This is a genomic window from Rhodanobacter sp. C05 (assembly GCF_002001165.1).
GTDB lineage: Bacteria > Pseudomonadota > Gammaproteobacteria > Xanthomonadales > Rhodanobacteraceae > Rhodanobacter.
Genome location: NZ_MUNQ01000005.1, coordinates 215,311 through 242,271, shown reverse-complemented (window position 1 = coordinate 242,271; position 26,961 = coordinate 215,311). Strand labels below are relative to the sequence as shown.

Sequence of the window (26,961 nt, the reverse complement as noted above, 5' to 3'; positions counted from 1 at the left end):
CACCCTCACCCCGAGAGTGATCGGGGGCGGTTATTTATTCAAATGCGGATGGAGTCGCCCGATGTCCCTGCATGGCAGCGACCCTTCCGTGCAGCAGCGACCCTCGGCCGCATGAGCCTTGCCGTCACCCTCAGCCGCGCACAGGAAGGCATCGCCGCACCGCAGGTGATGGTCGAGGTGCATCTCTCCGGTGGCCTGCCCGCCACCAATATTGTCGGCTTGCCCGAGGCTGCGGTACGCGAAGCGCGTGATCGCGTGCGCGTGGCGATCCAGAACACCGCGTTCGAATACCCCAATCGCCGGGTCACCGTGAACCTGGCGCCGGCCGAACTGCCCAAGGATGGAGGTCGCTTCGACCTGTCGATTGCGCTGGGCATCCTCGCGGCCAGCGGTCAGGTGCCGCGCGAAAAACTGGACGATTGCGAATTCCTCGGCGAACTGGCGCTGACCGGCTCGCTGCGCAGCGTCTCCGGCGTGCTGCCGGCACTGCTGCGCGCGCGGGCACGTGGGCGCAGGATGGTGGTGCCGCGCGAGAACGCCGCCGAGGCCGCCTTGGTGCCGGATGTGGATGTACGGGTGGCCGACACGCTGGCCGAGGTATGTGGTTGGCTGCGTGGCGCGCAGGAGTTGTCCGCGCCGATCGGCATTCCCAGCGATGGTGGTGCCGACAGTGGACCGGATCTGAGCGACGTGCGCGGTCAGTTGCAGGCGCGACGTGCACTGGAAATCACCGCCGTCGGCGGCCATCACCTGCTGCTGATGGGGCCACCCGGCACTGGCAAGACCATGCTCGCTGAGCGCCTGCCTGGCATCCTGCCGCCGTTGTCGGAGTCGGAGGCGCTGGAAACCTGCGCGGTGCTTTCGGTGGCCGGGCAGAACGCCGATCTGGCGCAATGGCGTCGGCGCCCGTTCCGCGCGCCGCATCACACCGCGTCGGCAGTGGCGCTGGTGGGCGGTGGTTCGTATCCGCGGCCAGGCGAGATTTCGCTGGCGCACAACGGAGTGCTGTTCCTGGACGAGTTGCCGGAGTTCAGCCGGCACGTGCTGGAAGTGCTGCGCGAGCCGATGGAGTCCGGTCATATCGTGATCTCGCGAGCTGCACGGCAGTCGACATTTCCGGCCCAGTTCCAGCTGGTGGCGGCGATGAATCCGTGCCCATGCGGCTACGTCGGCGATCCGCGCCAGCGTTGCCATTGCACACCGGACCAGATCCAGCGCTATCGCTCGCGCATCTCGGGGCCGCTGCTTGATCGTATCGATCTCTGCGTGGAAGTGCCGCAGGTGCCACTGGCCGACCTCGGCTCGCCGCGCAGCAAGCGTGATGAGGATTCCGCCACGGTGCGCGCGCGGGTACTCAAGGCACGGCGGCAGTCGCTGATGCGGGCCGGACGGCCAAACGCGGAAATCAGCACGCGCGAGCTGGAACGCGACTGCGCACTGGGCCCGGCCGAACGGCACTGGTTCGAAGCCGCGCTGGAACGGCTGGGTCTGTCCGCGCGTGCCTATCATCGGGTGCTTCGGGTTGCCCGCACGATTGCCGACCTTGATGGTGGTGCGGCCTTGCTCGAGCGTGAGCATCTGGCCGAAGCACTGCAGTACCGGCGATTCTGAGTCAGGCTCCGTGGCGTGTCGGCTGGACGCGTGTACATGGCGCGTGCTCCGATAGCGCTCCGACCTTGGCCCAGGGACAGCGATGACTATCGAACTCGGCCTGATGCTCGCTGGCATGCTGATGATCGGCTTCCTGTCGCAGTGGCTGGCGTGGCGGGTGAAGTTGCCGGCAATCCTGTTCTTGTTGCTGGCCGGAATTTTGCTCGGACCGGTCAGCGGCTTGCTCGACCCAGACAAATTGCTGGGCGATCTGCTGTTCCCGATCGTGTCGCTGGCGGTGGCATTGATCCTGTTCGAAGGCAGTCTCACTTTGCGCTTCCACGAGTTGCCGGGTATCGGTCACGTGGTGCGTGGCCTGGTCAGTTACGGTGCGGTGACCGCGTTGCTGTTGCTGGCGCTGGCGGCGCACATCGTGGCTGGGCTGAGCTGGTCGATCGCCTTGCTGTTCGGTGCACTGGCCTGCGTGACCGGGCCGACGGTGATTGCACCGATGCTGCGGACGCTGCGGCCGAACGCGCGTATCGCCAACACGTTGCGCTGGGAAGGCATCGTGATCGATCCGCTGGGCGCGCTGTTCGCCGTGTTGATCTTCGAGGCGATCGTGTCGCGGCAGGAAGGTCACACCATCGGCATCTTCGTCGCCACGATCGGCTGTGGCGCAGTGACCGGCGCACTAAGCGCATGGCTGACAGGATCCCTGCTGCGCCGACAGATGATTCCCGAATACCTGCAGAACTACGCGGTGCTGGCGGCGGTGCTGTTCGCCTTCAGTGTCTCCAACGTGATAACGCATGAATCGGGATTGCTGGCGGTGACCATCATGGGCATCGCGCTGGGCAACATGCGCGGCGTGCACATCGACGACATCCTCGACTTCAAGGAAAGCCTGACCACGGTGCTGGTGTCGGTACTGTTCATCCTGCTGGCTGCACGGCTGCACTGGCCGCTGCCCGACGGCATGCTGGGTGCGGGCATCGCGCTGTTCCTGATCGCGCAGTTGGTGGTGCGGCCGTTGACGGTGCTGCTGTCGAGTCTGGGCAGTGCGCTGACCTGGCGCGAGCGCGCCCTGATCGGCTGGGTGGCGCCACGTGGCATCGTGGCTGCATCGGTATCGGCGCTGTTTGCCCTGCGGCTGGACGCGCTGGGCGTGACCGGGGCTGAGGCGCTCGTGCCGCTGGTATTCATCCTGATCATCGGCACGGTGGTGTTGCAGAGTGCGACTGCACGACCGTTGGCGATCTGGCTGAAGGTGGCGGAGCCGGAGCCGCGCGGCCTGTTGATTTTCGGCTCCGACGAGGTAGCCCGTGCAATCGGCAAGGCGTTGGACGAAGCCGGATTTCGCGTGATGCTGGCCGACGATGACTGGGAAGGCATCCGTCAGGCGCGCATGGACGGCTTGCCCACGTTCTACGGCAATCCGGCGTCGCCGCATGCCGAGCGTCATCTGGATCTCACCGGCATCGGTCGCTTGCTGGCGGTATCTACCCATCGGGAGCGCAATTCACTGGCCTGCGTGCATTACCGGCAGGAGTTCGGCCGTGACAAGATCTACCGATTGCGTAACCTGACGCCGCAGGAGAATACCGATCGCGCGGCCTTGTCGGGCAGCCTGTTGGCGCCGCCGCTGTTCGATGACGAGATGACCCATGGCCGTTTTGCCGAGATGCTCGGACAGGGCTGGCGGATCAAGTCGACCCGATTGAGCAACACGTTCGACTGGTCGCATTTCATCGAGCAATACGGCTTGAATGCCGTGCTGATGTTCGGTGTGGAGGAAAAAGGTGCTTTGCGGGTGGCATCGACCAAGCGTGGACTGGAACCGCGACCGGGCTGGCTGGTGATCGCGTTGGTGCCGCCAGCCCCGCAGGAAGCGGGCGCCAAGACGCCCACTTCCGTGTGAACGCGCTGCCCTGTGTGCAGGGCAGCGCTTGGCTTCAGGCAGCCGCGTGGCGCGGTGCGAACTGCGCTTCCTCGGTCGACCCCTTCAGTGCGGTGGTCGAAGACTGGCCCTGCTGGATCGTCTGCGTCACGGCATCGAAGTAGCCCGTACCCACTTCGCGCTGATGCTTCACCGCGGTGAAGCCGTGCTCGGCGGCAGCGAACTCCTTTTCCTGCAATTCGACGAAGGCCGTCATCTGGCGGCGCGCGTAGCCACGGGCAAGTTCGAACATGCCGTAGTTCAGGCTGTGGAAACCGGCCAGGGTGATGAACTGGAACTTGTAGCCCATTGCGCCCAGTTCGCACTGGAAGCGGGCGATGGTGGCGTCGTCCAGGTTCTTCTTCCAGTTGAAGCTGGGCGAGCAGTTGTAGGCGAGCAGCTTGCCCGGGAACTTGGCGTGGATCGCTTCGGCGAACTTGCGTGCGTCCTCCAGGTTCGGCTTGCTCGTCTCGCACCAGATCAGGTCAGCGTATGGCGCGTAGGCGAGGCCGCGGCTGATCGCCTGGTCCAGGCCCGGGCGTACGCGGTAGAAACCTTCCACGGTGCGCTCGCCGGTGATGAATGCCTTGTCGTTGTCGTCGATGTCCGAAGTGAGCAGGTCGGCCGCGTCGGCATCGGTGCGCGCTACCAGCAGGGTCGGCACGCCGGCGACGTCGGCGGCGAGGCGTGCAGCGTTCAACTTGTCCACCGCTTCGCGCGTCGGCACCAGCACCTTGCCGCCCATGTGGCCGCACTTCTTCACCGAGGCCAGCTGGTCCTCGAAATGCACACCGGCAGCGCCGGCCTCGATCATCGCCTTCATCAGCTCGAACGCATTCAGCACACCGCCGAAGCCGGCCTCGGCATCGGCCACGATCGGTACCAGCCAGTCGGTATCGTCCTTGCCTTCGGCATGGTGCAGCTGGTCGGCGCGCAGCAAGGTGTTGTTGATGCGCTTGACCACCAGCGGCACCGAGTTCGCCGGATACAGCGACTGGTCGGGATACATCTCGCCGGCCACGTTGGCGTCGGCGGCGACCTGCCAGCCGCTGAGGTAAATCGCCTGCAGGCCGGCCTTGACCTGCTGCATCGCCTGGTTGCCGGTCAGCGCACCCAGCGCATTGACGAAGTCTTCCTTGTGCAGCGACTTCCACAGCCGCTCGGCACCGCGACGGGCCAGCGAGTGCTCGACCGCGACGGTGCCGCGCAGACGCACCACGTCCTCGGCGGAGTAGTTGCGCTGGATGCCGGTCCAGCGGGTGTTGTTGTTCCAATCCAGGGTGATCTGTTCGGCGGTGGGCAGCGTGGTGTTTTTCATGGCGTGGCTCCGTGGAATCGAAGATGGTGCGAGGCTCGGCAGGTAGGCGTCAGCCGAGCTGGTCGTAGGCCGGCAGGGTGAGGAAGTTGCCGAGCTGGTCGGCATGTGTCAGGGCGGAAAGCAGGGCGGCGGCGGCATCGGCGCGTGCGGCGCCGGGGTGCTGGCTGTCGCGCAGGCGATGGGCATGTGCAGCGAGTGCGTGATCGAACAGGGCGAAGTCGATCGGTGCGTGGTCGGGAAACTCCAGCGCACCCCCGGCCGACGTCCCGTCGTCCGGAACATCGGCATGGTGCAGCCATTGCCACAGCTGCGCGCGGGCGATCTCGGCGGTGGCGGCGTCTTCCATCAAGTGATGGATCGGTACGCAGCCGAGGCCGCCCAACCATGCCGCGGTGTAGCGCAGGCAGACCTCGACGTTGTTGTCGAAACCGGCGCGGCTGATGGTGCCGTTCGGCGCGGCGAGCAGTTGCTCGCGGCTCACCTGCACATCCGTGCGCAGTACGTCGAGCTGGTTTGGCGCGGGCATGTACTGGTCGAAAATCTGCTGCGCCACCGGCACCAGCGCGGGGTGTGCCACCCAGGTACCGTCATGGCCGGCCTGCACCTCGCGCAGCTTGTCGCTGCGCACCTTGGCCAGTGCGGCTTCGTTGGCGGCGTCATCACCCTTGATCGGGATTTGCGCCGCCATGCCGCCCATCGCGAACGCGCCGCGGCGGTGGCAGGTCTGGATCAGCAGCTCCGAATAGGCCTTCAGGAACGGCACGGTCATCAGCACCTGGCCGCGTTCCGGCAGCAGGCGGTCGCGATGGCCGCGCAGGGTTTTCAGATACGAGAAGATGTAATCCCAGCGACCGCAGTTGAGGCCGACGATGCGGCCACGCAACGCGTGCAGGATCTCGTGCATCTGGAACGCCGCCGGCAAGGTCTCGATCAGCACGGTGGCTTTCATGCAACCGGTCGGCAGGTTCAATTCACTTTCTGCCAGCGCCATCACCTCGTCCCACAGCGCGGCCTCTTCCATCGCCTCCAGCTTGGGCAGGTAGAAGTACGGGCCGCGATCGCGGGTATGCAACGCACGGGCGTTGTGGAACACGAACAGGCCGAAGTCGACCAGCGCGCCGGCCACCGGCTCGCCATCTACGCTGAAGAACTTGTCGTGCAGGTGCCAGCCGCGTGGACGCACCACCAGCACGGCGGGATTGGCATTGACGCGGTACTGCTTGCCTTCGGCCGTAGTGAGTTCGATGGTGCCGTTCACCGCGTCGCGCAGGTTGAGCTGGCCGTCGAGCTGATTCGCGAACGTCGGTGCCGAGGAATCCTCGAAGTCGGCCATGAACACCTTCGCGCCGGAGTTCAGCGCGTTGATGATCATCTTGCGCTCGACCGGGCCGGTGATCTCGACGCGGCGATCCTGCAGTGCAGCCGGAATCGGCGCCACGTGCCAGTCCGACTCGCGGATCGCGGTGGTATCGACGCGGAAGTCCGGCAGTGCGCCGGCATCGTAGCTGGCCTGGCGGACGCGTCGGGCCTGCAGCAGGCGCTGCCGCGTGGACTCGAACTGACGATGCAGCTGCGCCAGAAAACCCAGTGCAGCGGGCGTCAGGATGCTTTCGTAACCGCTGCGATCGGCATGGATTTCAACCGTGCCTGTGTCGAGTCGTTCCCTGGGTACTGCCATGACTTCGCTCCGTTCTCTGGGTGGCTCGAAGCTAGGTCATGAATCATCTATTTGACAAAGTGAATGTTTCAATCATTTATATGAGCATTGACAATAACTATCCTAAAGTATTGAAATGATGGAATGAAACCATCTGCCATTTCGCTGAACAAGGCCAAAAAAAGCCGCCGCAGTGCAACAAAAAAGCCTGGCGGTGGTGATTCGACGCATGAGGTCGGCGGTCGCTTCTACTACAAGGGCAACCGTCACAAGCAGCTGCGTGCCTTCGTCAGCGTGGTGAAACTGGGCACGCTGACACGTGCCGCGGAGGCGCTGTATTTGTCGCAACCCACGATCAGCCTGCTGCTGCAGGCGCTGGAGCGGGAATTGGGCGTGAGCCTGGTCGAGCGTCGGCGCCGCCGCATCAACCTCACCGATGCCGGCGAGGCGCTGTATGAGCTGGCGCGGCCATTGGTCGAGGGCTGGGAAACGCTCGACCGTGATTTCCAGAGTCGGGTGCAGGGACTGCAGGGTGGCCGGCTGACCATCGCGGCCGGTACCTCGACCATCCAGTACCTGCTGCCCGAGCTGGTACGCCGCTTTCGCGAACGCTTTCCCGCGGTGCAGCTGCAGCTGGCCAATGTCACCGGCAAGGACGGCATGGCGCTGCTGCGCGCGGACGATGCCGATTTTGCAGTCGGCTCGATGCTGGACGTGCCGAACGACATCGCCTGGGCGCCGGTGCATCACTACGACCCGATGCTGATCATGCCGCCAGATCATCCGCTGGCGGCGAAGGAGAAGATCACGCTGGAGGACCTGTCGCCGTACGGGCTGATCCTGCCGCCGCAGCGGCTATCCACCTATCGTTTGGTCGACCTGGTATTCCAGCAACGCCAGGTGCCGTACCACGTGGCGATCGAGGTGGGCGGCTGGGACGTGATCAAGGAATACGTGGCGATGGGCATGGGTATCTCGATCGTCACCGGCATCTGCATAACCGAAGCCGACCATGCCCGGCTGGCCGTGCGCAACATGAAACAGTACTTCCCGCAGCGCAGCTACGGCGTGGTGATGCGCAAGGGCAAGTTCCTCAGCGCGGAGGCGCGTGCCTTCATCGACTTGATTCGTCCCGGTCTGCTTACACGGGACTATGACGAGCCAGGACATTCGGGGCGGTGACCCCTGTGTTCCTGGCGGCAAATCACGCAACGCCCGGTTAGGGTTGCATCGCCACGAGCCTCAGGGGGCTGTCCAGGGCGACCGGGATGTCGGCGAAATGAGTCACGTCGATGCTGTCCTTGCCAACGTTGTCATGAGGGGCATCTGATGCATGGCGCAGATTGCCTGCATCATGCCCAACAATGGCAAAGTTGAATGGCACGCGCATGTGAGTGACCACGGGCCGGCCATCGACCAGTTCCGGCAAGAACATGTCTTTCTCGGCTGCGCTGATCGATGCCTTGTAGAGCGCGGCACCGCTTACGCCATAACTGGTCTCGGCGGTGGCAACGTGAACATTGGATACGTTGCCGTCGCCATTGACGTCGAATGCCACGATGACCGACCCCCCGACGAGCTGCTTGAGCATTTCCGGGGGATATACGGGCGGTTCGAAAAAGACCTGGCCGGGGCCATGCATCATGTAGTGCAGCCGCAATTGCTGGTTGCCATCGATCTTGCCCATCTCCACACGAAACAGTGCGTAAGTGCGGGATGGCACAGGCTTGCCGCTTGCCGTTGCAGGTATAAATCGCCAGTTGCGGGTGGTTTGGCCTACCAGTTCCTGCAGCTGCGGCAAAACATCCTTGCCCAGGAATTGCGCGTGCACGACTTGCCCCTGGGCATCGACGTCCAGGGAGGCGGTAACCGGTGGTCCAACGGCTTTCCAGTCCTGTGCGGCCATGCAGGCCGGCGTCAAGACCAGGATCAAGACCAGCATCAAGACATGTAGCAGCATGGTTTTCATGAGCCTTCCGTCCCTGAGTATGTCGCCAGTCTAATCCACGTTGCGATGTTTGCCCTTGAACGGCGCGTACCACGCATGCAGGCGCGTCATGTCCGAATCCATGTCGGCGCTGGTCTCGAACAATGGGCCCAGGTGGATGGTCTTGTCGGGATAGTGGAAGGCAACCGGGAAGATCGGTACGCCGGCGTCGTGGGCGATGTGCCAGAAGCCGCTCTTCCAGCGCTTCACCGGTTTGCGCGTGCCTTCAGGTGCGATGCCAAGCCAGAGTCTTTCGCGTTGGCGGAACTGATCGATCATCTGCTCAACCACGCCCTTGGCGGCACCACGATCGATGGCCATGCCGCCTAGTCGGCGCAGCAGGCCGCCGAGCGGCCAGCGGAACAGCTCCTGCTTGGCCATGAAGTGCACATCGGCACCGATCGCCACCTTGATCAACAGGCCCCAGACGCCGTCCCACCAGGACGAATGTGGCGCGGCGATCAGCACCAACTTGGGTACATCCGGAAACTCGCCGACCAGACTCCAGCCGCCTAGACGAAGCACGCCACGGCAGACGCGGCGCTGCCATCCATCGCGCAACGACGGCATCTGCAGTGGCAGTTGGGTAGGCGTCAGAAGATGACCGTTCATTCGAAATCCGGTTTTCGCGAACGTGCCTGCTTGATCTTGCCGCGCTGTTGCTTGCCGACCAGCCTGCGTTCTTTCGAGGCGCGGGTCGGTTTGGTGGCGACGCGTTTCTTCGGCGGGACAAGGACGCCGCGGATGATCTCGACCAATCGCTCACGCACGTCATCACGGTTGCGTGCCTGATCGCGGAAGCGGCGTGCCTGGATGACCAGCACGCCTTCGCTGGTCAACCGGCGGTCGCGCCGCGCCAGCAACCGCGTGCGGATTTCTTCCGGCAGTGACGGCGAGTTGATCACGTCGAAACGCAGCTCTACCGCACTCTCGGTGCGGTTCACATGCTGGCCGCCGGGGCCGTCCGCGCGCAGGAAGCGCTCGACCAGTTCGGACTCGGGCAGGGTGATGCTGGGGCTGACGATCAACATGGCGGCAGTCTAGCTGGCGACCGGGTGGCTTGTAGAGGCAAGCGCGTCCTCGTCGAAGGGTGGTCGCGGCCAGCCGAAACGATCGAGCAGGGCCGTGTATTCATGATCAAGCGGTGCCTCGATCTGCATCGCCTGACCGCTGAGCGGGTGTGCGAAATGTAGTCGCCACGCATGCAGCAGCATGCGGTGACATCCGAAGCATTGCTTGTACAGCCGGTTGTGATCGCCGCGGCCATGCTGGCAGTCACCGATGACCGGGTGATGGATATGCGCCAGATGCTTGCGGATCTGCCGGAAGCGACCACTCTCCGGCTCGGCCAGCACCAGCGCGTAACGCTGCTGCGGATAGCGGCCCAGCTCGATCGGTACTTCGATGGTGGCCAGTCGCTGGTACTGCGTGCGTGCCTCGCGCCGCGGCCCGGTCTCGCGCGAGCCGGGCAGCGGATAGTCGATCACGCCTTCCAGCGGGTCGGGCCAGCCGCGCACCACCACCAGATACTGCTTGCGTACCGAACGGCCCATGAACTGTTCGCCGAGCGCGGCGGCGACGTCCTTGCTGCGCGCGATCAGCAGCACGCCGCTGGTGGCGCGATCGAGCCGGTGCGCCAGATACACACTGTCGCCGATCTGCTCGCGCATCTGGTCGATCAGGAATTCCTCCGCGTTGCCGACCATCTTCGAGCGATGCACGGCGAGGTTCGCCGGTTTGTTCACCGCGATCAGCGCGTCGTCCTGGTAGAGAATTTCAATCGGTGTCATGGCGGTGCCGTATTTATTCCCTCCCCTGCTGCAAGCAGGGGAGGGGCAAAAAGTTAGCGGCGCGGCCAGCCGATGGCGAAGGTCAGCAGACCGGCGACGCCGGCAAGCAGTGGCGGCCAGCTGCCGTATTGCGGTGCCCTCGTCCATAGGAGCGCGGAGGCGATCAGCAATGCCATCCCAAGCAGACTGCAGGCGAGCAGCTTGTGCAGACGCTGGGCATTCTCGCGCAGCAGCTGGAGTGCCTGCGGATCGCTCACGCTGCGCTGTTCGCCGCGGCCGATCTGACGCAACGCATCGCGCACGAGTTCCGGGAGTTGTGGCGCAATGTGCAGCCACTCAGGCAGCCGCTTGCGCACGTCGCGCAAGGTGCGCAGCGGGCTGTAGCGCTCGCGCAGGATGCGTTTGAGCACCGGATGCGCGACTGCCCAGATGTCGATGTCCGGATCGAGCATGCGGCCGACGCCTTCGATGTTCAGCAGGGTCTTCTGCAGCAGGATCAGCTGTGGCTGCAACGTCAGCTCGAAGCGGCGCGCGGTCTGGAACAGCTTCACTACCAGCTCGGCCAGCGAGATCTGCGACAGCGGACGGGTGAAGTACGGCTCGCACACCGTGCGCACCGCGGCTTCGAGTTCGTCCATTCGCACATCGGCCGGCATCCAGCCGGCGGCGACATGCAGCTGCGCGATGCGTGCGTAGTCGCGTTCGAACAGGGCGATGAAGTTCTGCGCCAGCCAGTACTGGTCGGCCTCCGGCAGCGAACCCATGATGCCGAAATCCAGCGCGATGAAACGCGGCTCGCCGGTACGTGTCGGATCGACCCAGATATTGCCGGGGTGGGCATCGGCGTGGAAGAAGTTGTCGCGAAAGACCTGCTCGTAGAACACCCGCACGCCTTTTGCTGCGAGTGCCTTGCGGTCGAGACCGGCGGCATCGATCGCGGCAATGTCGTCGCTGCTGATGCCATGCACGCGCTCCAGCGTCAGCACGCGCTGTGCGGTCAGCTCCCAGTGCACGGCCGGCACGTACAGATCCACGCCGCTCTCGAAGTTGCGCTTGAGCAGGCTGGCGCTGGCGCCTTCGCGCTGCAGGTCCAGCTCGTTCTCCAGCATCTTCTCGACTTCGGCGACCACGTCGAGCGGACGGATCTTGTCGGCGTTCGGATGCCAGCGCTGGGCCAGCTCGCCGAGTGAGTGCAGCAGTTTCACATCGCGCGCGATCTGTGCGTCGATGCCTGGGCGCAGCACCTTCACCACGACCTCGCGACCGTCGTGCAGCGTGGCCGCATGTACCTGCGCGATCGAGGCGGAGGCCAGCGGCGTTTCGTCGAATCGGGCGTACAACTGGCCAACCGGTGATTTCAGTTCGCGCTCGACGATTGCGCGCGCTTCGCTGCCGGGGAACGGCGCGACCTGATCCTGCAGCAGTGACAATTCGTCGGCGATGTCGGCCGGTATCAGGTCGCGTCGGGTCGACAGCACCTGGCCGGCCTTGACGAAGATCGGCCCCAGTTCGGTCAGCGCCAGTCGCAGCCGTTCGCCGCGCGGCAGCTGCGCCACGTTGACGCGCGGACGCGCCAGCAGCGGCCGCAGCAGTTTCAGCGGACGATACAGATGTGCGGCGTCGACCAGCTCATCGAGCCGGTACGCCAACAGGACCGAGGCGACCCGCAGCAGTCGTGGCACCACCTTGAGCGGCGTCACGCGGCGTTGCCTTGCAGGCGTTGAATCAATCGCTGCACACGCGACTCCAGCCGCTCGCTGCGTTCGCGCAGATGGTCTACGCCATCGAGAAAACCCTCGACTTCGCCCGGCGCCAGCGCGACGCGCGCTTCGTCGCGCAGCCAGTCGGCGCTGTCTTCGGTGAGATGTACCGCGGTTTCGCGGGCGTGAGCGAGACCCTTGCGCACCGCCTTCGCCAACGGCACGCCGAGCACGTCGCCAAACGTGCGCGCGAACGCCTCCTCGAAATCCGGGGCGAACTTGCTGGCGAGTTTTTCCAGTCGGCGTGCCAGCTCGGCGTCACCGGCGATCTCCACCTTGCCTGGCGCGATGCCGTCGTCGTCGCGGCGGAACATCATCGCCAGCAGGCTGCCCGGTGTGGCGGCGACGCGCAGCTGGCTGTCGTCCTGTGGCGGCCCGACTTTCAGGCGTGCGTCTTCGACAGTCACTGCCAGTGCGATTTCCGGCCCGCGCAGATGCAGTTGCACATTGCGGCCGTTCAGCGCGGCGAGCCTCTGCTGCGTGTCCGGGTCCAGCGACAAGGTGTGGTTCAGCGCGGTTTCCAGTGCACGGCCGGCGAGCTTGCGCAGCGGCTGTGGCAACCAGTAGTTGGGAGTGGCGGCATTCATCCGGCGATTGTAGCCGGCCGCCGGGGTCAGACGTTCGCGGCACCGGGGAAACCGAGCTGGCGCCAGGCCTCGTACACCGCTACGGCGACCGTGTTCGACAGGTTCAGGCTGCGGCTGTCCGCACGCATCGGCAGGCGCAGTCGCTGTTCGACGGGGATCGTCTCCAGTACCTCCGCCGGCAATCCCGCGGTTTCGCAACCGAACAGCAGTGCATCACCATCGGCAAATTGCGCATCGACATGGGCAACCCGGCCGCGGGTGGTAAAAGCGAACACACGTGGTGTGCCAATCGCATCGAGGCATCCGGCCAGATCGTCATGCACCGCAACGCGGGCGTACTCGTGGTAATCCAGGCCGGCGCGGCGCAACCGTGCATCGTCGAGCTCGAAACCGAGCGGGCGGATCAGGTGCAGCGCAGCGCCGGTGTTCGCGCACAGGCGAATCACATTGCCGGTGTTCGGCGGGATCTCGGGACGAAACAGGATGACATGCAGCATCCGGTCATTATCACGTGCCTGCACGGTGCAGTGGTGATTCGCGGGGTGCGCTCAACCGTTTTGCCGCGGGCAAACCACGCCGTCCGCCGGCAAAGCGCAGGTGGTCGGCGCGGACAGCAGGATGGAACTCACGGTCCGGTTGGCGGCTAGCTGCGCGCTGGATGGAGTGGCGGTCAGCATGGCACCCATGATCAGCGAGCAAACGGCCATGCAGGCAACGAACAGTGTGCGCAACATAAAGGTTTCGAATTTCATGGTCATGTCTCCGATTGAGTGTGTGTGGTATCCCTGCTAAATCTGTAAGAGCAATCGTCGTGCCAAGCCTCTGTTTTATTTTAATTCATTGATTTTGTTTATTATTCTATGACGAGCGCGGTGAGGGGTGGAGTGTCCGCGGACAGCTGGCTGCTAGCTGCCGGACAGTCGGACACCATGGCTGAAGCGCTCCTGCTGCCATGCCATAGGTCATTTGCGACGGGCTCGCACGCTCAGCTAGCCTGCGTGGATTCATCCGTGGAACAGGAGGTTCACCGTGACAAAGCGACCGCTTGCCTTGCTCATCGCAGGTTTGTTGACTCTGACCGCCGGGACGCCGCTGGCGCTGGCCGGATCCGCACCGGCGGAGATGTCCGCCGGACCCGCCCCGACCAAGGTCGCGCTGCCGGATATTCCCTATACCCGCTTTACCCTGCCCAATGGCTTGACCGTGGTGGTGAGCGAGGACCACAAGGCGCCGGTGGTGGCGGTGGCGATGTGGTATCACGTGGGCTCGGCGCGCGAACCGATCGGCAAGAGCGGCTATGCACACCTGTTCGAACACCTGATGTTCGAACGTTCCGGTCATCACGACGGCAATTACTTCCAGCCGTTCGAGAAAGTGGGCGCGACCGGCATGAACGGCACGACGGCCAACGACCGCACCAACTATTTCGAGACAGTCCCGACCACCGCCCTGGACATGGCTTTGTGGATGGAATCCGACCGCATGGGTTACCTGCCCGATGCGCTCGACTTGCAGGAAGTGAACCAGCAGCGCGGCGTCGTGCAGAACGAGAAGCGTCAGGATGAGAACGAACCCTACGGCCTGCGCGTGCAGGAGAACATCGAGGCCAATGCCTACCCATTGAACCATCCGTATCACCACGACACGATCGGTTCGATGAAGGACTTGAACGCCGCCTCGCTGGACGACGTCAAGACCTGGTTCCGCACCTATTACGGCCCGGCCAATGCCACCCTGGTGTTGGTCGGCGACATCACTCCGGCCGAGGCCAAAGCCAAGGCGCTGAAGTACTTTGGCGAGATTCCGGCCGGCCCACCGGTGGCCCGTCTGCAGCCATGGTCGTTCCCGCGCACCGGCTCGACCCGCGGCGCCATGAGCATGGATGTGCCGCAGGTGCATATCTATCGGGAATGGAACACGCCCCAGGACGGCAGCGAGGCCGATGGCCTGCTCAGTCTGGCGGCAATGGTGCTGGGCACTGGCAAAACTTCGCGCCTGTATCAGCGGCTGGTCTACCAGGACAAGCTGGCCGACGACGTCTCGCTGGAGCAGAGCAGTGGTGAGCTGGCGTCGCAGTTCGAGCTCGAGGTGGACGTCAAGAAGGGCGTCGATCCGGCCAAGGTCGAGGCTGCCGTGGCCGACGTGTGGAACACCTTCCTGAAAGAAGGTCCCACGGCGGATGAGCTGGAACGTGCCAAGGTCCGCTATCGCGCGTTTTATGTGCGGCGGCTGGAAGATGTCGGCGGCTTCTCCGGCAAGGCGACCCTGCTGGCCAGCTCGCAGGTGTACCAGGGCGATCCGGGTGCATGGCGCAAGGATCTGGCTGCGATGACGGCGGCCACGCCCGAGCAGGTGCGCGCTGCCGCGCAGCAGTGGATCGGCAAGGGCGACTACACCCTGACCGTCTCGCCGCTGGCCAAGGGCGCCACGGCCTCCACCGCCGATGTCGCCGAAACCGGCGGCCTCGGGATTGCACCGGGCGCACCGGTACCGGTGATGCCGGCGCGGCAGGCATGGCATACGGTGAAGAGCGATGTCGATCGCAGCAAGGGTGTGCCCGAGGTCACCACGTTCCCCGAACTCAAATTCCCGGTCCTGCAGCACGCGAAATTGGACAACGGTATCGAGGTGGTGCTGGCCGAGCGCCATGACGTGCCGCTGGTGCAGGCGCAGCTGCTGTTCGACGCCGGGTATGCCGCCGATCAGGGCCGCAAGCTGGGTACTTCCAGCTTCACCATGTCGATGCTGGACGAGGGCACCAAGGATCTGGACTCGGTCGAGCTCGACAAGCGCCGCCAGCGCCTGGGCAGCAGCATCCATGCCGGCTGCGGACTGGACGACTGCAATGCCACGCTGGACACGTTGAGCGACAAGCTGGTGCCGTCGCTCGAATTGCTTGCCGATATCGTGCGCAACCCGGCGTTCCGCGATGCCGACGTCGCACGTGTGCGCAGCCAGTGGCTGGCGGGTATCGAACAGGAGAAGGCCCAGCCGATCGGCATGGCACTGCGCACCCTGCCGCCGCTGCTGTATGGCGAGGGACATGCCTACGCGATCCCGTTCACCGGCTCCGGCACCGAAACGTCGATCAAGGCGTTGAACACGGGTGACATGCGCGACTTCATGCGCGACTACATCCGTCCGGACAACGTCAGGATTCTTGTGGCAGGCGACATCGCGATGGACAAGCTGGTGCCGCAGCTCAACACCGTGTTCGGCGACTGGAAGGCACCGGCGACAGCCGTGCCGCACAAGAACATCGCCAAGGTGGAGTACCCCGGCAAGGTGCGTGTCTACCTCATGGACCGCCCCGGTTCGCTGCAGTCGGTGATCCTGGCCGGTGAAGTGGCGCCACCCACCGAGGCGCCGAACAACCTAGAGATCCGCACCATGAACGGTGCCTTCGGCGGCACCTTCACTTCACGCCTCAACATGAACCTGCGCGAGGACAAGCATTGGGCCTATGGTGCCTTCAGTTTCCTGCAGAATGCCGTGGGGCAGCGCCCGTTCATGCTGTATGCGCCGGTGCAGACCAACCAGACAGCACCGTCGATCGCCGAGACGCTGAAGGAGGCCACTGCGGTCATCGGCACGAAGCCGCTCTCCCACGAAGAGATCCAGAAGATCAAGGACAACGATGTCCGCGCCATGCCGGGCGAGTACCAGACTACCGAGGCGGTACTCAACGCGATGCAGGGTATTGCCCTGTATCACCGTCCCGACGATTACGTGCAGACATTGAAGTCGCGGATCGAGGCGCAGAGCGACAGCGCCGTGCAGGCAGCCGCGGGCGAGGTAATCAAGCCCGACCAGCTGACCTGGGTGATCGTCGGCGACCTCAAGAAGATCGAGACACCGATCCGTGACCTGAAGCTGGGCGACGTACAGGTACTTGATGCCGACGGCAAGCCGGTGGTTCAAAAACCGGTGGTGCAGTCAGGCAAGTCGAAGAAGTAAAGCGACGCGTGCAGCGTCGGTGCGGCGCTGCACGTTTCGGATTCATTGGGGATGCGATGGCCTCGTCGCGTTAGGATGGAGGCCGGGCTGGAATGCCCGGCCTCTTTCATATCCAAGTCACTGCTGCGGAGCCTCCCATGCGCAAGACCCTGTTGTTGCTCGCCCCCGTGATGCTGCTTGCTGCCTGCACGTGGGGCATCACTTTGGACGATGCCGCCAGAAACGTCCGCACCGCGTGGAGCGGCGATGTCTCCGGTTGCCGCGATCTGGGCAAGGTCACCGTGTCGGTGATGGATCACGTCGGCCCGGTCGACCGCAACAACATCACCGTGCGCGACGAGCTGGAAGTAATGGCGCGCAATGAGGCGGCCAAGATGCATGCCGATACGATCAAGCCACTGGCTGAGCCGGCCGATGGCTCGCAGCCGTGGGGCGCCTATCAATGCGGCACACGTCAGATCAATCCGATGCGTTCGCCAAATACGCCTGCCCACGCCGCTTCTGCACCAGGCAACGCACAGACCTTTCCGATACACGGGGGCTGAGCCCGTATAGCGACATCTGAAACAAATGGCGCCCTGGGGGCGCCTTTTTCTTGCCTGTCCACCGGCCGGCTTGTGCGCAATCGCGGGCCGGTTTAATCTACACATGTAGATAGTACATTTATGTACTAAATGCCGATGATCGAACTTATGAGCAGCTTCCACCCCACCGAGCAGCGCCTGGCGATTACCCGTCGACGGCATCCCGCGTTTCCGCGTGAACCGGCCGTGCTGGTGCGCTTGATCAAGCACATCTACAAACGCGTGCACGATGATGCGAATGCGCTGCTCAAGCCATGGGGCATCAATCATCCCGAGTACAACCTGCTGATGATGCTGTACGGCACCGACGGGTATACGCTGAACCCCTCGCAGCTGGCGGAGGCGGCTGGCGAGAAATCCGCCAATATCACCCGGCTGACGAACGAGCTGTGCGACAAGGGGCTGATCGAACGCACCGCCAGCGACGAGGATCGTCGCAAGATTGCACTCTCCCTTAGCAAGGCAGGCATCGCGATGATCGAGAGCTTTCTGCCCGACATCTGTACCTTGCTGGAGCGCCAGGCCTCCGGCCTGCAGCCACGCGAGATGGCGCAGCTGGAAAAGCTGCTGAAGAAATTCCTGGACCAGCTCGAGCAGGGCTGAGCGATGCCCATTGTCTCCACCATCGAATCCGTGCCGGCCTCATCGCGCTGGCCGTGGCTGGCCGAGTTTCTTGTCGGTGAGCGGCGCGCCTGGATCTTCGTGGGCAAGTCGGTGCTGGCGATCTATCTGGCGGCGTGGCTGGCGATGTGGCTGCAGCTGGAACAGCCATCGACCACCATGATCACGGTGTCGATCGTGATGCATCCGCACAGCGGCATGGTGCTGGCGAAGAGTTTTTACCGTGCGATCGGCACGCTGGCCGGCAGTCTGTTCGGATTGGCCCTGATGTCGCTGTTTCCGCAGCAGCGCGAACTATTCCTGCTGAGCCTGTCGCTGTGGGTGGCGTTGTGTGCCGGTGGTGCCACGCTCTACCGCAATTTCATGTCCTACGGTTTCGTGCTGGCCGGTTACACCGCCGCGATCGTCACCTTGCCGGCGATCAACAATCCGCTCGGCGTGTTCGACTCGGCGGTGATGCGCGTCAGCGAAGTCCTGCTCGGCATTCTGGTGGCAGCCGTGGTCAGCGACCTGGTCTGGCCCGAACGGCTGCGCCTGCTGCTGCGGCAGAGCGCGCAGGCGCAATTCAACCTGTTCATCGACTTTGTGCGCGAAAGTACCGGCGGCAGCATGCCGCGCGCACAGATGGAGCAGACGAACCTCGCACTGGCGCGCGCCGCGGTGCGGCTGGAGGACATGCGCGCATCGGTGATCTTCGAGGATCCGGAGGTGCACGCGCGCAGCACCCGCATGCGGCTGCTCAACCAGCGCTACATGGCTGCCGCAACCAGCTTCCAGTCGCTGCATCACCTGATCAACCGCTTGCAGCGCAGCGGCAGTCCCACCGTGGCGGATGCATTGATTGCGCTGTACCGACCGCTGGCCACGGCGCTCTCGCCCGGGCCGGCGCAGCAACATCAGTCCGCCGTGCTGGCAGCGCGCCTGGACGAATACGTGGCGCAATTGCCGGCGCAGGTTGTGGCCTTGCGCACGCCGCTGACTGCGCCGCTGGCGCAGCTGGAATTCGACACCGGCGCAGCACTGCTGAAGCGTTTTACGGTGGAGTTGCGTGATTTCGCCACGCTGGAAGGTTCGCTGCGCGAGGTGCAGGTGCGCGGTAGTGTGGAGAAGGTGCATTTCCTGCGCGGCAACGACATTCCCGGCGCGTTGGTCGGTGTGCTGCGTACCTTCCTGACGATGATGGCGCTCAGCATTTTCTGGCTGGCCAGTGGCTGGCCCTTCGGCGCCAGTGCGATGTTGCTGGCGACGATCTTCAGTGGCCTGCTGGCCGCCTCGCCGACTCCGGTCAGTGCTGCCACGCACACCTTTTCCGGGTATGCGTCCGGCATGCTGGCCGCCTTCGTGGTGGTGTACGGGCTGCTGCCGGGAGGCAATGATTTCGCATCGCTGATCGGTGCCAGCGCGGGATTCATGTTGATCGGCCCGTACCTGAGTACACGGGATACCTTGCCGGGCGTCGGCGCCGGCTACACGCTGGGTTTCGTCTATATCCTGGGGCTGAAGAATCCGATGGTGTACGACCCGACGCATTTCCTCAACGACGGCATTGCGCAGGTCGCTGGCCTCGCGCTGGCGGGCGCAGCTTTCATCCTGCTGCCAAGCGTGATCGGCAGCGGCTGGCAGCGCACGCGCCAGTTCCGTCGCCTGCGTGAGCAGGCGGCACTGGCGGCGACCGCGCCGCTGGAAGGTCTGACGTGGCGCTTCGAGAGCCTCGTCCGTGATCTGTCCCAGCAGGTGGTGACGTATACGCGGCCGGGCAGCGACGAATCGCGCAGCCTGCTGGCGTGGGCGCTGACCGTGCAGGAGAGCGGCCGCACGATGATCGAGTTGCGCCAGCAGCTGGCCGTCGACAGCAAGATCGCGCCGGCCGTACGCGACGCAGCAATCATCGCGATGCACGCGATCGCGCGTTTGTATCGCGAGCCGGATGCCGAGCACTGGAGCGAAGCGGACGTCGCAGTGCAGGCGGCGATCATCACTGCTGCCGCCGAGCAACCGGTGCGCCTGCACCTGTACCAGCTGCGCAGCGCGTTGCACGATGATGAATCGCCATTCGCCGCGTACATCCCGCCACCTTCGCCGGAGCCCGTTCATGCCGCATGAGATCGCCATCTATGGCGTGCTGGTGCCGGGCCTGTTGCCGGTGTTCCTCATTTGCCTGCTGCTGATGGTGCTGCTCGACATGGTGGTCGGCCGCCTGGGCCTGTATCGCCAGGTCTGGCATCCCTCGCTGTTCCGGCTTGCCCTGTTCGTCTGCCTGTTCGGCGTCGCCGGACTGTTACTGATCCGTTGAGCCATTCCATGAAAATCCAATCGCTGTTGCGCTTCCTGATCACTGCCGTCGTCGTCGTCATTGCGCTGCTGCTTGGTCACGCGCTGTGGAAGCATTACCTGTATGCGCCGTGGACCCGCGATGGTCGCGTACGTGCCGAGGTGGTGCGCATTGCGCCGGATGTGTCCGGGCTGGTAACCCGGGTGGCGGTGCTCGACAACCAGACCGTGCACAAGGGCGACCTGTTGTTCACGATCGATCCGGATCGCTACAAGTACGCGGTGGCGCAGGCCGAGGCGAATCTCGCTGCCGCCGAAGCCAGTGCACGTGCCGCCGGGGCCAGCATCAATGCTGCACAGGCCGCCGCCAACGCGCGCAAGACCGAGTTCGAGATGCGCCAGGAGCAGGCCAGGCGGCGCCAGCAGCTCAGTGACGTGATCGCCAAGGAGACGCGCACCGATGCCGCCTCTGCCGCCGAAGCGGCCCGCGCCAGCTGGCAGCAAGCGCAGGCCAGTGGCAGCCAGGCCAGTGCCGCGCGCGAGCAGGCACTGGCTGCGGTGGAACAGGCGCAGGTCGCGCTGGATACTGCCAGGCTCAACCTCGTCCGCACCGATGTGCGGGCGCCGGCCGACGGCTATGTCACCAACCTCGACGTGCGCGTCGGCGATTACGCCGCGGTCGGCAGTCCACGACTGGCGCTGATCGACAGCCACAGCTACTACATCTACGGCTACTTCGAGGAAACCAAGCTGCCGCAGTTGCGTGTCGGCGATCCGGTCGACATCCGCCTGATGGCTGGTGGCGTACACCTCAAGGGCAGCATCACCGGCATCGCCCGCGGTATCGGCGACCGTGACAACCCTACCGGCAGCGACCTGCTTTCCAACGTCAACCCCACCTTCAACTGGGTGCGGCTGGCGCAGCGCGTGCCTGTGCGCATCGCGATCGACACCGATCACGTGCCGGCCGACCTTGTGCTCGCCGCCGGCATGACCGCCACGATCGAGGTGCAGCCGGGCACAGACCGGCGATAGACGCTGGCGAAATCCCACCCGGTTCGCCGCCGCATGCGGTTACTCGTGTGTCGACTCAGCTATGGCCGAAGCTTGTGGTATCCAGAATTCGATCACGTCGGATCGGCCACGTAGCCGCACCGGAATAGGCATGGCCGCAGCCTCCGGTTTTCCGAAGCCCGGCTGTGCGTCAAGCCAGATCGCCATCGCTTGCGCGCAAGCCTGTCCCTGTTCGCTATAACTGCTGTAGAGAAACACCGGTCTGTCCCATGCGATGGGTGGTTTGCGGCCAGCACGTGTGGCGGTAACCGCGACGTTCTCGATGCCTGCAGTCGTCAGGCCCATGCCGTCGAGCTCCTGCAACAGGGGCTTGATGTTCTTGCGCTGTGCCTCGGTGTAAATCTGCGTGTAGAGGACAAACCGTTGTGGAGGTGGTGCTTCGGTCCTGCCGCATGCGGCAAGCACGGTACTGGCGGGAGCCTCGGCGGCGGTGGCCTGCCCGACCATGCCCGATTCCGGAGCAGGTGCCGAAGATGATGATGTCAGCGAGGTTGAGCCAGCAGCTGCGCTGTCCGGGCGTTCGGGAGACGCAGTGGTTGCCATCTGTGATGACTGATCCATCAGGCGCCATCCATGCATCCAGTCGTGCCATGCCGAAGACGTGGTCGCTGAAGCCTGATACTGATGGGTCAAGGTTGCCCAGCCAGACGGAGGGCTCGCTATGGCAGCCAGTCCATGGCTGTCCTGCGCGCAGTCGTTCAGAAGCGGATCATTCGCGTGGAGCTTGCTGCAGGCCACGCCGATCTCGGCGGAGAGACTGATCAAGGCCATCTTCACGTTCTCCTCGATCTGCAGGCCGTCGGAATTCCGCATGAGTTGATAGACCTCGTCATGCAGTGGTTTGTAGGGTGAGCTGCTGTCCATGGTCGCCAACTCGGTATGCAAGCTGTTTATGGCGGTCTGGATGGAAGCGACGTCCTGGTGAAGCGCCTTCTGCTGGGATTCGACTTCACCGAGATGAGCATCCCAAGCCTGCCAGCCGGCAAACAGCGCGGTGACCAGCGCGCCCGCGCTCAGCGAGGCACCAATGGTTGCGCCAATGCGTTGGCGTCGCGAGAAGCCGCTCTTCTGCTCCTCACTGCTGACGGCATTGGCCTGCACGACAATGCCTTTCTTGACCAGCGCCGGCAGGATGTGCAGAAGAGCGTCGTCGATCGGTTCACCGAGCACCGTGCCCAGCTTGCAGTAACTCTCCCATTGGGCTTCGTCGAAAAACTGGTCTGCCGTACTCTGCTGCGGAAAGTCCTGGTTGCGGTCGGCGTAACCGGCCACGTCCAGTGGCAGCTCGCAGGTCAGTCGGGGTTTGACCGCCAGCAGGTATCCAGCAGCGCCATCCGGATAGCTGATCCGCGCAAGCAAGAGATGCTGCGAGCCGGGGCCGGGCATGATGCTGTCGGGTGTGCCAAAGCAATTACGAAGTACCTGGCGAACGGAGAGGCTGGCCGGATCGATGAACTCGATCCTGGTGTCCAGATCGATACGAGCCTTGCGCACGAGATTCTCGATGTCGGCGAACACGTAGTTCGGATCGGCGCCGCAATCGGCCAGCACGATCAGCTCGAGTTTGCGCTTCAGCAGCGGATAGACACCGGTGTTGTCGAAATGGCCGCCGTCGGACAAGTACCAGACCGGGCTGCGCACGCCGGGAAAACGGGCCAGCATTTCTTGCAGGGCAGCACGTGATTTTCCGAGCCACGACCATGAGAACGAAGCTGTACCCACGGGATTGCGCCACCAGTAGCCGAGGCGAAAACCACTGAGGAAACACAGCGCCGCCAGTCCGGTTCGGGTCAACGAGCCCATGCCCGATCCGGCCGCTGCACCCGAGATGGCGATCCACTCCGCCAGCGTCGTTCCGGACAGCGGGTGTGTTGGACCAGGCTGGGCCGGCTGGAACGGCGAGGAGCCGATTTCCATGCCCAATGAACTCAAACTCAGGTAGACACCCTTGCGATCGGCGCTATAGACATCGGTGCGGTCGTCGATGGTCTGGTTGATGCAGCAGTTGATCAGGTGGATGGGGCCGCCATGCTCGTGTGGGGCATAGTCGGGCAGGGCGACATCGTCGCCTTCCAGCAATTCGCTGAGCTTGGCGATCCCGCTCGCCATCCCGGAAGCCTTGCTGGACAGCGGCGATACCGGAAAGCGGGTGTGCCCCGGTTCGCCGGTGAGTGGGCTATTGCCGACCGAGACATAGGTGCGCGCCAGCCGCGAACGGTAGAACGGATGCAGCGACGAGCGATTGATCTGCTGCAGGTTGCGTCCGGTCAGGATGATATAGAGCAGGCTCGTGGCGATGAGCATCATCCAGCGCAGTGGCAGACTCCAGAATTGCGCGAAGAAGATGAAATACTGCAGCGCGCTCAACCAGAGCAGCGTCAGCAATACCAGCAGCACCATGCCGCTGATATTCGCGATCAGCATGAGCGGAAGCCGGCCCAGTGATGGCTTGCCGTGTGGTTGCAGCAGGGGCAGCGCGAAGCGCCCGACGGCGACCAGGAGTGCCGTCACGCTGGTCCCGCCGATGATCTGCGCGTGCAATGTGCCCTGTGCGAGCTGATCGGCCAGAAACCAGCTGAGCAGATCGGCGGCACCCGCGACCAGCAGGCCGAACAGGCATAGCAGCGTCGTGCTCAACGCGGTGGTGCAACGAATCCGGCTCTGGGCAGGATTGTCCAGCAGCGCTTTTCCCCGTAGCCATGTCCATATCCTGGCGAGTGGTGCCGCCAGGAGGGCGAGTGCGATCAACAGCAGGCTCCAGGCGGCGTCATGCCAGCCCTTCGCCAGCAGCCGCAGACCAGGTATGAGCGTGAGAAGGCAGATGACCAGATCGCTCAAGACCGATGAGGCCGAAACGTCCTCAGGATCCCGCAACCACCAGTAGGCAAAGCCCATGAACACACCGAGCCAGCCGGGCAGCAGCATGGCCAGCCACCAGAAGGTGACGGGTAGTGGCAACGCGTTGTTCAGCGATGCATAGCCGAGCAGATGAGGCAGCACGATCAGGGCCGATGCCAGCACGATGAGTGCGGCCACTTCGAACTGTGTGGCAAGAAACCCCCGCAGTTGTGCCGCCCATGCCTGCATCAGATCGCCTGCGCCGGCAGGCGTCAGATAGCGCCCGTTGCTGCGCAACCACCAGAGCAGCAGCGAGGTGTCGTCACGCAAACCTTGTTCGACGCTCGGCTGTGGCGTTGCGGGCGCGGGAGGCACCGGATCTGCCGGTGGCGCCTGTTTGTTGAACAGCCGTCCAAACGCTGCACCTGTGTAGCCTCCACCGGAGACCGTCGACAGATAGTCGAAGCGGTGCAGCACACCGTTTCTGGCCAGCGCCCGCAACAGGCCGAGGCTGAAGGTCGCGCTGCGGATGCCGCCGCCGGAGAGGGCCAGACCCATGCCGGGGGCGCCTGGAGGGATGCCCGCTATTTCCCGTCGGTGTTTGAATGCCAGTTCCTCGCCCGCAGCGGGCTGTGCGCCCGTTGCGGATTGCGCTTCCGTTCCCTGACCCATGATCGGTTCTCCCGTCTGGCGTCGGTAATGCGCTGCCGCAGATTATCCCCGGCGGCAGTTATGCGCCGGCAGAAAACAGCCTGCAAGTGCCGGTCTGGCGCGAGTGATGACGGTCCGGCTCACCCCACGACTGGCCTGAATGGCGCTGGTAACGAACAGGAAGCATGGATTCTCGCAGGAGGATCGCCGCGATCGATGGGCAACCACACGGGATGGAGCGGAGGAGGGTTGCAGCTATGCGCATCTGCAAGGGTTTGCGATGATGGACGGCGATCTGGATGCCATGCCTCCCATGAACAAGTTGATGACCACCCCACGTCGCCTGGCGCGGCGCATGCTGTCACCGCTGCGCAGGCCGAAGGCACAGGCGTTGCTGGAGACGTTGCCTGCGTACGCGGTACCGGCCACGGCGATCGGGGTGCTGCCCGATCCTGCGGCGTTCCGGCAGGTTTTGCTGCAGCAAATCGCGCAGGCCACCCGTCGCATCGTGATCGTCACGCTGTACCTGCAGGATGACGAGGGTGGGCGTGAAGTGCTGGATGCGTTGTATGCGGCAAAGGCGCGGCATCCGGCGCTGCGGGTTTCGGTGTTCGTCGACTGGCATCGCGCACAGCGCGGGCTGATCGGCAAGCAGAAGAGCGAAGGCAACGCAGGCATGTACCGCGAGTACGCCGCGCGACTCGGACCCGGTGTCGACATCTACGGCGTGCCGGTGCAGAACCGCGAGCTGTTTGGTGTGCTGCACCTGAAGGGTTTCGTGATCGACGATGCCGTGCTGTACAGCGGTGCGAGTCTCAATGATGTCTATCTGCAGCGGCAGGGCCGCTACCGGCTCGACCGTTATCACCTGCTGCGGCATCACGGTCTGGCCGATGCGATGGCGGATTTCGTGCAGCGGTGTTTCGCGAAGAGCGATGCGGTGCGTCGATTGAACGTGCCGGATGTTCCCGCCACGCGCACGTTGCAGGCAGCGATCCGCGAGTTCCGCCAGGTGCTGCAGCAGGCACGCTACGAGGTGCCGCGCGACATGCCGGGACCAACCGAGGTGGCGGTGACGCCGCTGCTCGGCTTCGGTCGCAGTGACAACGCACTCAACGACATCCTGCTGGCCCTGCTGCGCAGCACGCGCGAGCGGGTGATCCTGCTGACGCCGTATTTCAATCTGCCGCGGCCGGTGCGTGTCGTGCTCGGTCAGTTGCTGCGACGTGGTTGCACGATCGACATCATGGTCGGCGACAAGACTGCCAACGATTTCTACATTCCGCCAGGGCAGCCGTTCAAGACGATCGGACTGTTGCCGTATCTGTATGAAAACAATCTGCGGCGTTTCGCGCGGGCACATCGCAGGCAGATCGCCAGCGGCCAGCTCAACCTGCACCTGTGGCATGACGGCGACAACAGCTATCACCTGAAAGGCCTGTTCGTCGACGACGACATGGCTATGCTGACCGGCAACAACCTCAACCCGCGTGCATGGGCGCTGGATCTGGAAAACGGATTGCTGCTGCATGATCCCGCGCGATTGCTGCAGGCAAAACATCAGGCCGAGTGGGTGGCGTTGAAGCGGCATGCCACCAGGCTATCCGACCATCTCGCGCTGGAAAGTCCGCGGCATTATCCGGCGGAGGTGCGCAAGCAATTGAAGCGGCTGAATCGCACAAGCCTCGACCGGCTGGTCAATCGCCTGCTGTAGTTGTGGCTGTCGTAATTGTGTGCGTGCCGCTCAGACGATCCAGCCTCAAGCCCAGCCAGCGACCCACATCCGGCCATTCGCGGGCGAGGATGGAATAGCAGACGGTGTCGCGTAGCGTACCGTCGGGGCGCCGCTTGTGGGCGCGCAGCACGCCTTCACGCTGCGCGCCGAGGCGTTCGATCGCACGCTGCGAATCGAGATTGCGATGGTCGGTGTGGAACTCCACCGCCACGCAGTCCAGCACCTCGAACGCGTGCCTGAGCAGCAACCGTTTGCAGGCGGTGTTGAGATGACTCTTCTGCCAGCGCTTTGCGTACCAGGTGTAGCCGATCGCCAGGCGCGGCAACTCAGGCACGAAATCGTAATAGCGGGTGGTGCCGACGATTTCGCCGCTGGAGCGTTCGCGTACGACGAATGGCAGCATCACGCCGTCGGCCTGACCTTGCAGGGCCTTCTCGACATAGGCGCGTGCCTGACCCGGCGCCGGAGCACTGGTGAACCACAGATTCCACAGTTCACCGTCGGCAGCAGCGGCTTCCAGCGCGGCCACGTGATCGAGGCTCAGCGGCTCCAGCACGACGTGTTCGTCCTGCAAGCAGGTTGGGATCAAGGGGCTCATCGAT

At 64.1% G+C, this 26,961-nt stretch carries 22 protein-coding genes; 10 read left to right on the top strand and 12 right to left on the bottom strand.

What is annotated here, in order from left to right; translation table 11 throughout:
- Nucleotides 1–111: 111 nt before the first annotated feature.
- Together B0E51_RS01060 and B0E51_RS01055 are read left to right on the top strand one after the other, a co-directional pair.
- Nucleotides 112–1,611 carry a YifB family Mg chelatase-like AAA ATPase gene (locus tag B0E51_RS01060; RefSeq protein ID WP_077442974.1) on the top strand — a complete coding sequence of 500 codons (1,500 nt, stop codon included), beginning with the start codon at nt 112–114 and terminating at the stop codon, nt 1,609–1,611.
- An 82-nt stretch (nt 1,612–1,693) separates the two neighbouring features.
- Entirely contained in the window at nt 1,694–3,511 is a 1,818-nt protein-coding gene (locus B0E51_RS01055; protein WP_077442973.1) for a sodium:proton antiporter, read from the top strand.
- 34 nt (nt 3,512–3,545) lie between these two features.
- Here the strand turns inward: B0E51_RS01055 and aceA are convergent, their stop codons facing one another.
- Complete coding sequence (gene aceA / locus B0E51_RS01050) at nt 3,546–4,847, bottom strand: isocitrate lyase (protein WP_077442972.1); 1,302 nt, start codon at nt 4,845–4,847, stop codon at nt 3,546–3,548.
- 49 nt (nt 4,848–4,896) lie between these two features.
- Entirely contained in the window at nt 4,897–6,525 is a 1,629-nt protein-coding gene (gene aceB / locus B0E51_RS01045) for a malate synthase A (RefSeq protein ID WP_077442971.1), read from the bottom strand.
- A gap of 123 nt (nt 6,526–6,648) precedes the next feature.
- On the opposite strand from aceB, the gene B0E51_RS01040 reads away from it, so the two are divergent.
- A complete protein-coding gene (locus tag B0E51_RS01040; RefSeq protein ID WP_077442970.1) occupies nt 6,649–7,686 on the top strand; it encodes a LysR family transcriptional regulator in 1,038 nt (345 codons plus the stop codon).
- A gap of 37 nt (nt 7,687–7,723) precedes the next feature.
- Here B0E51_RS01040 and B0E51_RS01035 read toward each other — a convergent pair whose 3' ends face one another.
- Genes B0E51_RS01035 through B0E51_RS01000 form a run of 8 tightly spaced genes read right to left on the bottom strand, consistent with a single transcriptional unit; the run spans nt 7,724 to nt 13,380 of the window.
- Nucleotides 7,724–8,473: an energy transducer TonB gene (locus B0E51_RS01035; protein ID WP_077442969.1), complete on the bottom strand. Its 750-nt coding sequence runs from the start codon at nt 8,471–8,473 to the stop codon at nt 7,724–7,726.
- 30 nt (nt 8,474–8,503) lie between these two features.
- Nucleotides 8,504–9,103: a 1-acyl-sn-glycerol-3-phosphate acyltransferase gene (locus B0E51_RS01030; protein WP_077442968.1), complete on the bottom strand. Its 600-nt coding sequence runs from the start codon at nt 9,101–9,103 to the stop codon at nt 8,504–8,506.
- Entirely contained in the window at nt 9,100–9,522 is a 423-nt protein-coding gene (arfB, locus tag B0E51_RS01025) for an alternative ribosome rescue aminoacyl-tRNA hydrolase ArfB (protein ID WP_077442967.1), read from the bottom strand. The genes B0E51_RS01030 and arfB overlap by 4 nt, the downstream gene beginning before the upstream one ends.
- A gap of 9 nt (nt 9,523–9,531) precedes the next feature.
- Nucleotides 9,532–10,281, bottom strand: coding sequence for a pseudouridine synthase (locus B0E51_RS01020; protein WP_077442966.1), 750 nt, complete (start codon nt 10,279–10,281; stop codon nt 9,532–9,534).
- Nucleotides 10,282–10,334: 53 nt separating this feature from the next.
- The gene (ubiB, locus tag B0E51_RS01015) at nt 10,335–11,981 is read right to left on the bottom strand and encodes a ubiquinone biosynthesis regulatory protein kinase UbiB (protein ID WP_077442965.1); all 1,647 of its coding nucleotides are present in this window, start codon (nt 11,979–11,981) and stop codon (nt 10,335–10,337) included.
- Nucleotides 11,978–12,628, bottom strand: coding sequence for an SCP2 sterol-binding domain-containing protein (locus B0E51_RS01010; RefSeq protein ID WP_077442964.1), 651 nt, complete (start codon nt 12,626–12,628; stop codon nt 11,978–11,980). Before B0E51_RS01010 ends, ubiB begins: the two co-directional genes overlap by 4 nt.
- 26 nt (nt 12,629–12,654) lie before the next feature.
- A complete protein-coding gene (gene trmL / locus B0E51_RS01005) occupies nt 12,655–13,125 on the bottom strand; it encodes a tRNA (uridine(34)/cytosine(34)/5-carboxymethylaminomethyluridine(34)-2'-O)-methyltransferase TrmL (RefSeq protein WP_077442963.1) in 471 nt (156 codons plus the stop codon).
- A 51-nt stretch (nt 13,126–13,176) separates the two neighbouring features.
- Entirely contained in the window at nt 13,177–13,380 is a 204-nt protein-coding gene (locus tag B0E51_RS01000) for a hypothetical protein (protein WP_077442962.1), read from the bottom strand.
- Between the two features lie 277 nt (nt 13,381–13,657).
- Between B0E51_RS01000 and B0E51_RS00995 the strand changes: the two genes are divergently transcribed.
- The 6 genes from B0E51_RS00995 to B0E51_RS00970 all read left to right on the top strand — a co-directional run bounded on the left by B0E51_RS00995 (nt 13,658) and on the right by B0E51_RS00970 (nt 21,096).
- Nucleotides 13,658–16,585: a pitrilysin family protein gene (locus tag B0E51_RS00995; RefSeq protein WP_077442961.1), complete on the top strand. Its 2,928-nt coding sequence runs from the start codon at nt 13,658–13,660 to the stop codon at nt 16,583–16,585.
- A gap of 137 nt (nt 16,586–16,722) precedes the next feature.
- Nucleotides 16,723–17,130 (top strand): DUF4156 domain-containing protein, encoded by a 408-nt coding sequence (locus B0E51_RS00990; RefSeq protein WP_077442960.1) that lies wholly within the window; start codon nt 16,723–16,725, stop codon nt 17,128–17,130.
- Between the two features lie 147 nt (nt 17,131–17,277).
- Nucleotides 17,278–17,772 (top strand): MarR family transcriptional regulator, encoded by a 495-nt coding sequence (locus B0E51_RS00985; protein WP_077443270.1) that lies wholly within the window; start codon nt 17,278–17,280, stop codon nt 17,770–17,772.
- Between the two features lie 3 nt (nt 17,773–17,775).
- Nucleotides 17,776–19,893: an FUSC family protein gene (locus B0E51_RS00980; RefSeq protein WP_077442959.1), complete on the top strand. Its 2,118-nt coding sequence runs from the start codon at nt 17,776–17,778 to the stop codon at nt 19,891–19,893.
- On the top strand, nt 19,883–20,083 hold the full coding sequence (locus B0E51_RS00975) for a DUF1656 domain-containing protein (RefSeq protein WP_077442958.1): 201 nt from the start codon (nt 19,883–19,885) through the stop codon (nt 20,081–20,083). Before B0E51_RS00980 ends, B0E51_RS00975 begins: the two co-directional genes overlap by 11 nt.
- Nucleotides 20,084–20,091: 8 nt before the next feature.
- Nucleotides 20,092–21,096 carry an HlyD family secretion protein gene (locus B0E51_RS00970; RefSeq protein ID WP_077442957.1) on the top strand — a complete coding sequence of 335 codons (1,005 nt, stop codon included), beginning with the start codon at nt 20,092–20,094 and terminating at the stop codon, nt 21,094–21,096.
- Between the two features lie 39 nt (nt 21,097–21,135).
- Here the strand turns inward: B0E51_RS00970 and B0E51_RS00965 are convergent, their stop codons facing one another.
- Entirely contained in the window at nt 21,136–24,531 is a 3,396-nt protein-coding gene (locus B0E51_RS00965) for a patatin-like phospholipase family protein (RefSeq protein WP_217333047.1), read from the bottom strand.
- A gap of 406 nt (nt 24,532–24,937) precedes the next feature.
- Between B0E51_RS00965 and pssA the strand changes: the two genes are divergently transcribed.
- Nucleotides 24,938–26,338, top strand: a complete 1,401-nt coding sequence (gene pssA / locus B0E51_RS00960; protein WP_077443269.1) for a CDP-diacylglycerol--serine O-phosphatidyltransferase — start codon at nt 24,938–24,940, stop codon at nt 26,336–26,338.
- On the opposite strand, the gene B0E51_RS00955 is transcribed toward pssA, so the two are convergent.
- Nucleotides 26,322–26,957: a GNAT family protein gene (locus tag B0E51_RS00955; protein WP_077442955.1), complete on the bottom strand. Its 636-nt coding sequence runs from the start codon at nt 26,955–26,957 to the stop codon at nt 26,322–26,324. The two genes, pssA and B0E51_RS00955, sit on opposite strands and share 17 nt — an antisense overlap.
- Between the last annotated feature and the right edge of the window lie 4 nt (nt 26,958–26,961).

Coding starts and splice junctions, on each gene's coding strand:
- B0E51_RS01060 (WP_077442974.1), top strand. CDS start 112: ATGAGCCTTGCCGTCACCCTCAGCCGCGCACAGGAAGGCATCGCCGCA.
- B0E51_RS01055 (WP_077442973.1), top strand. CDS start 1,694: ATGACTATCGAACTCGGCCTGATGCTCGCTGGCATGCTGATGATCGGC.
- aceA (WP_077442972.1), bottom strand. CDS start 4,847: ATGAAAAACACCACGCTGCCCACCGCCGAACAGATCACCCTGGATTGG.
- aceB (WP_077442971.1), bottom strand. CDS start 6,525: ATGGCAGTACCCAGGGAACGACTCGACACAGGCACGGTTGAAATCCAT.
- B0E51_RS01040 (WP_077442970.1), top strand. CDS start 6,649: ATGAAACCATCTGCCATTTCGCTGAACAAGGCCAAAAAAAGCCGCCGC.
- B0E51_RS01035 (WP_077442969.1), bottom strand. CDS start 8,473: ATGAAAACCATGCTGCTACATGTCTTGATGCTGGTCTTGATCCTGGTC.
- B0E51_RS01030 (WP_077442968.1), bottom strand. CDS start 9,103: ATGAACGGTCATCTTCTGACGCCTACCCAACTGCCACTGCAGATGCCG.
- arfB (WP_077442967.1), bottom strand. CDS start 9,522: ATGTTGATCGTCAGCCCCAGCATCACCCTGCCCGAGTCCGAACTGGTC.
- B0E51_RS01020 (WP_077442966.1), bottom strand. CDS start 10,281: ATGACACCGATTGAAATTCTCTACCAGGACGACGCGCTGATCGCGGTG.
- B0E51_RS01010 (WP_077442964.1), bottom strand. CDS start 12,628: ATGAATGCCGCCACTCCCAACTACTGGTTGCCACAGCCGCTGCGCAAG.
- trmL (WP_077442963.1), bottom strand. CDS start 13,125: ATGCTGCATGTCATCCTGTTTCGTCCCGAGATCCCGCCGAACACCGGC.
- B0E51_RS01000 (WP_077442962.1), bottom strand. CDS start 13,380: ATGAAATTCGAAACCTTTATGTTGCGCACACTGTTCGTTGCCTGCATG.
- B0E51_RS00990 (WP_077442960.1), top strand. CDS start 16,723: ATGCGCAAGACCCTGTTGTTGCTCGCCCCCGTGATGCTGCTTGCTGCC.
- B0E51_RS00985 (WP_077443270.1), top strand. CDS start 17,278: ATGAGCAGCTTCCACCCCACCGAGCAGCGCCTGGCGATTACCCGTCGA.
- B0E51_RS00980 (WP_077442959.1), top strand. CDS start 17,776: ATGCCCATTGTCTCCACCATCGAATCCGTGCCGGCCTCATCGCGCTGG.
- B0E51_RS00975 (WP_077442958.1), top strand. CDS start 19,883: ATGCCGCATGAGATCGCCATCTATGGCGTGCTGGTGCCGGGCCTGTTG.
- B0E51_RS00970 (WP_077442957.1), top strand. CDS start 20,092: ATGAAAATCCAATCGCTGTTGCGCTTCCTGATCACTGCCGTCGTCGTC.
- B0E51_RS00965 (WP_217333047.1), bottom strand. CDS start 24,531: ATGGGTCTGGCCCTCTCCGGCGGCGGCATCCGCAGCGCGACCTTCAGC.
- pssA (WP_077443269.1), top strand. CDS start 24,938: ATGAACAAGTTGATGACCACCCCACGTCGCCTGGCGCGGCGCATGCTG.
- B0E51_RS00955 (WP_077442955.1), bottom strand. CDS start 26,957: ATGAGCCCCTTGATCCCAACCTGCTTGCAGGACGAACACGTCGTGCTG.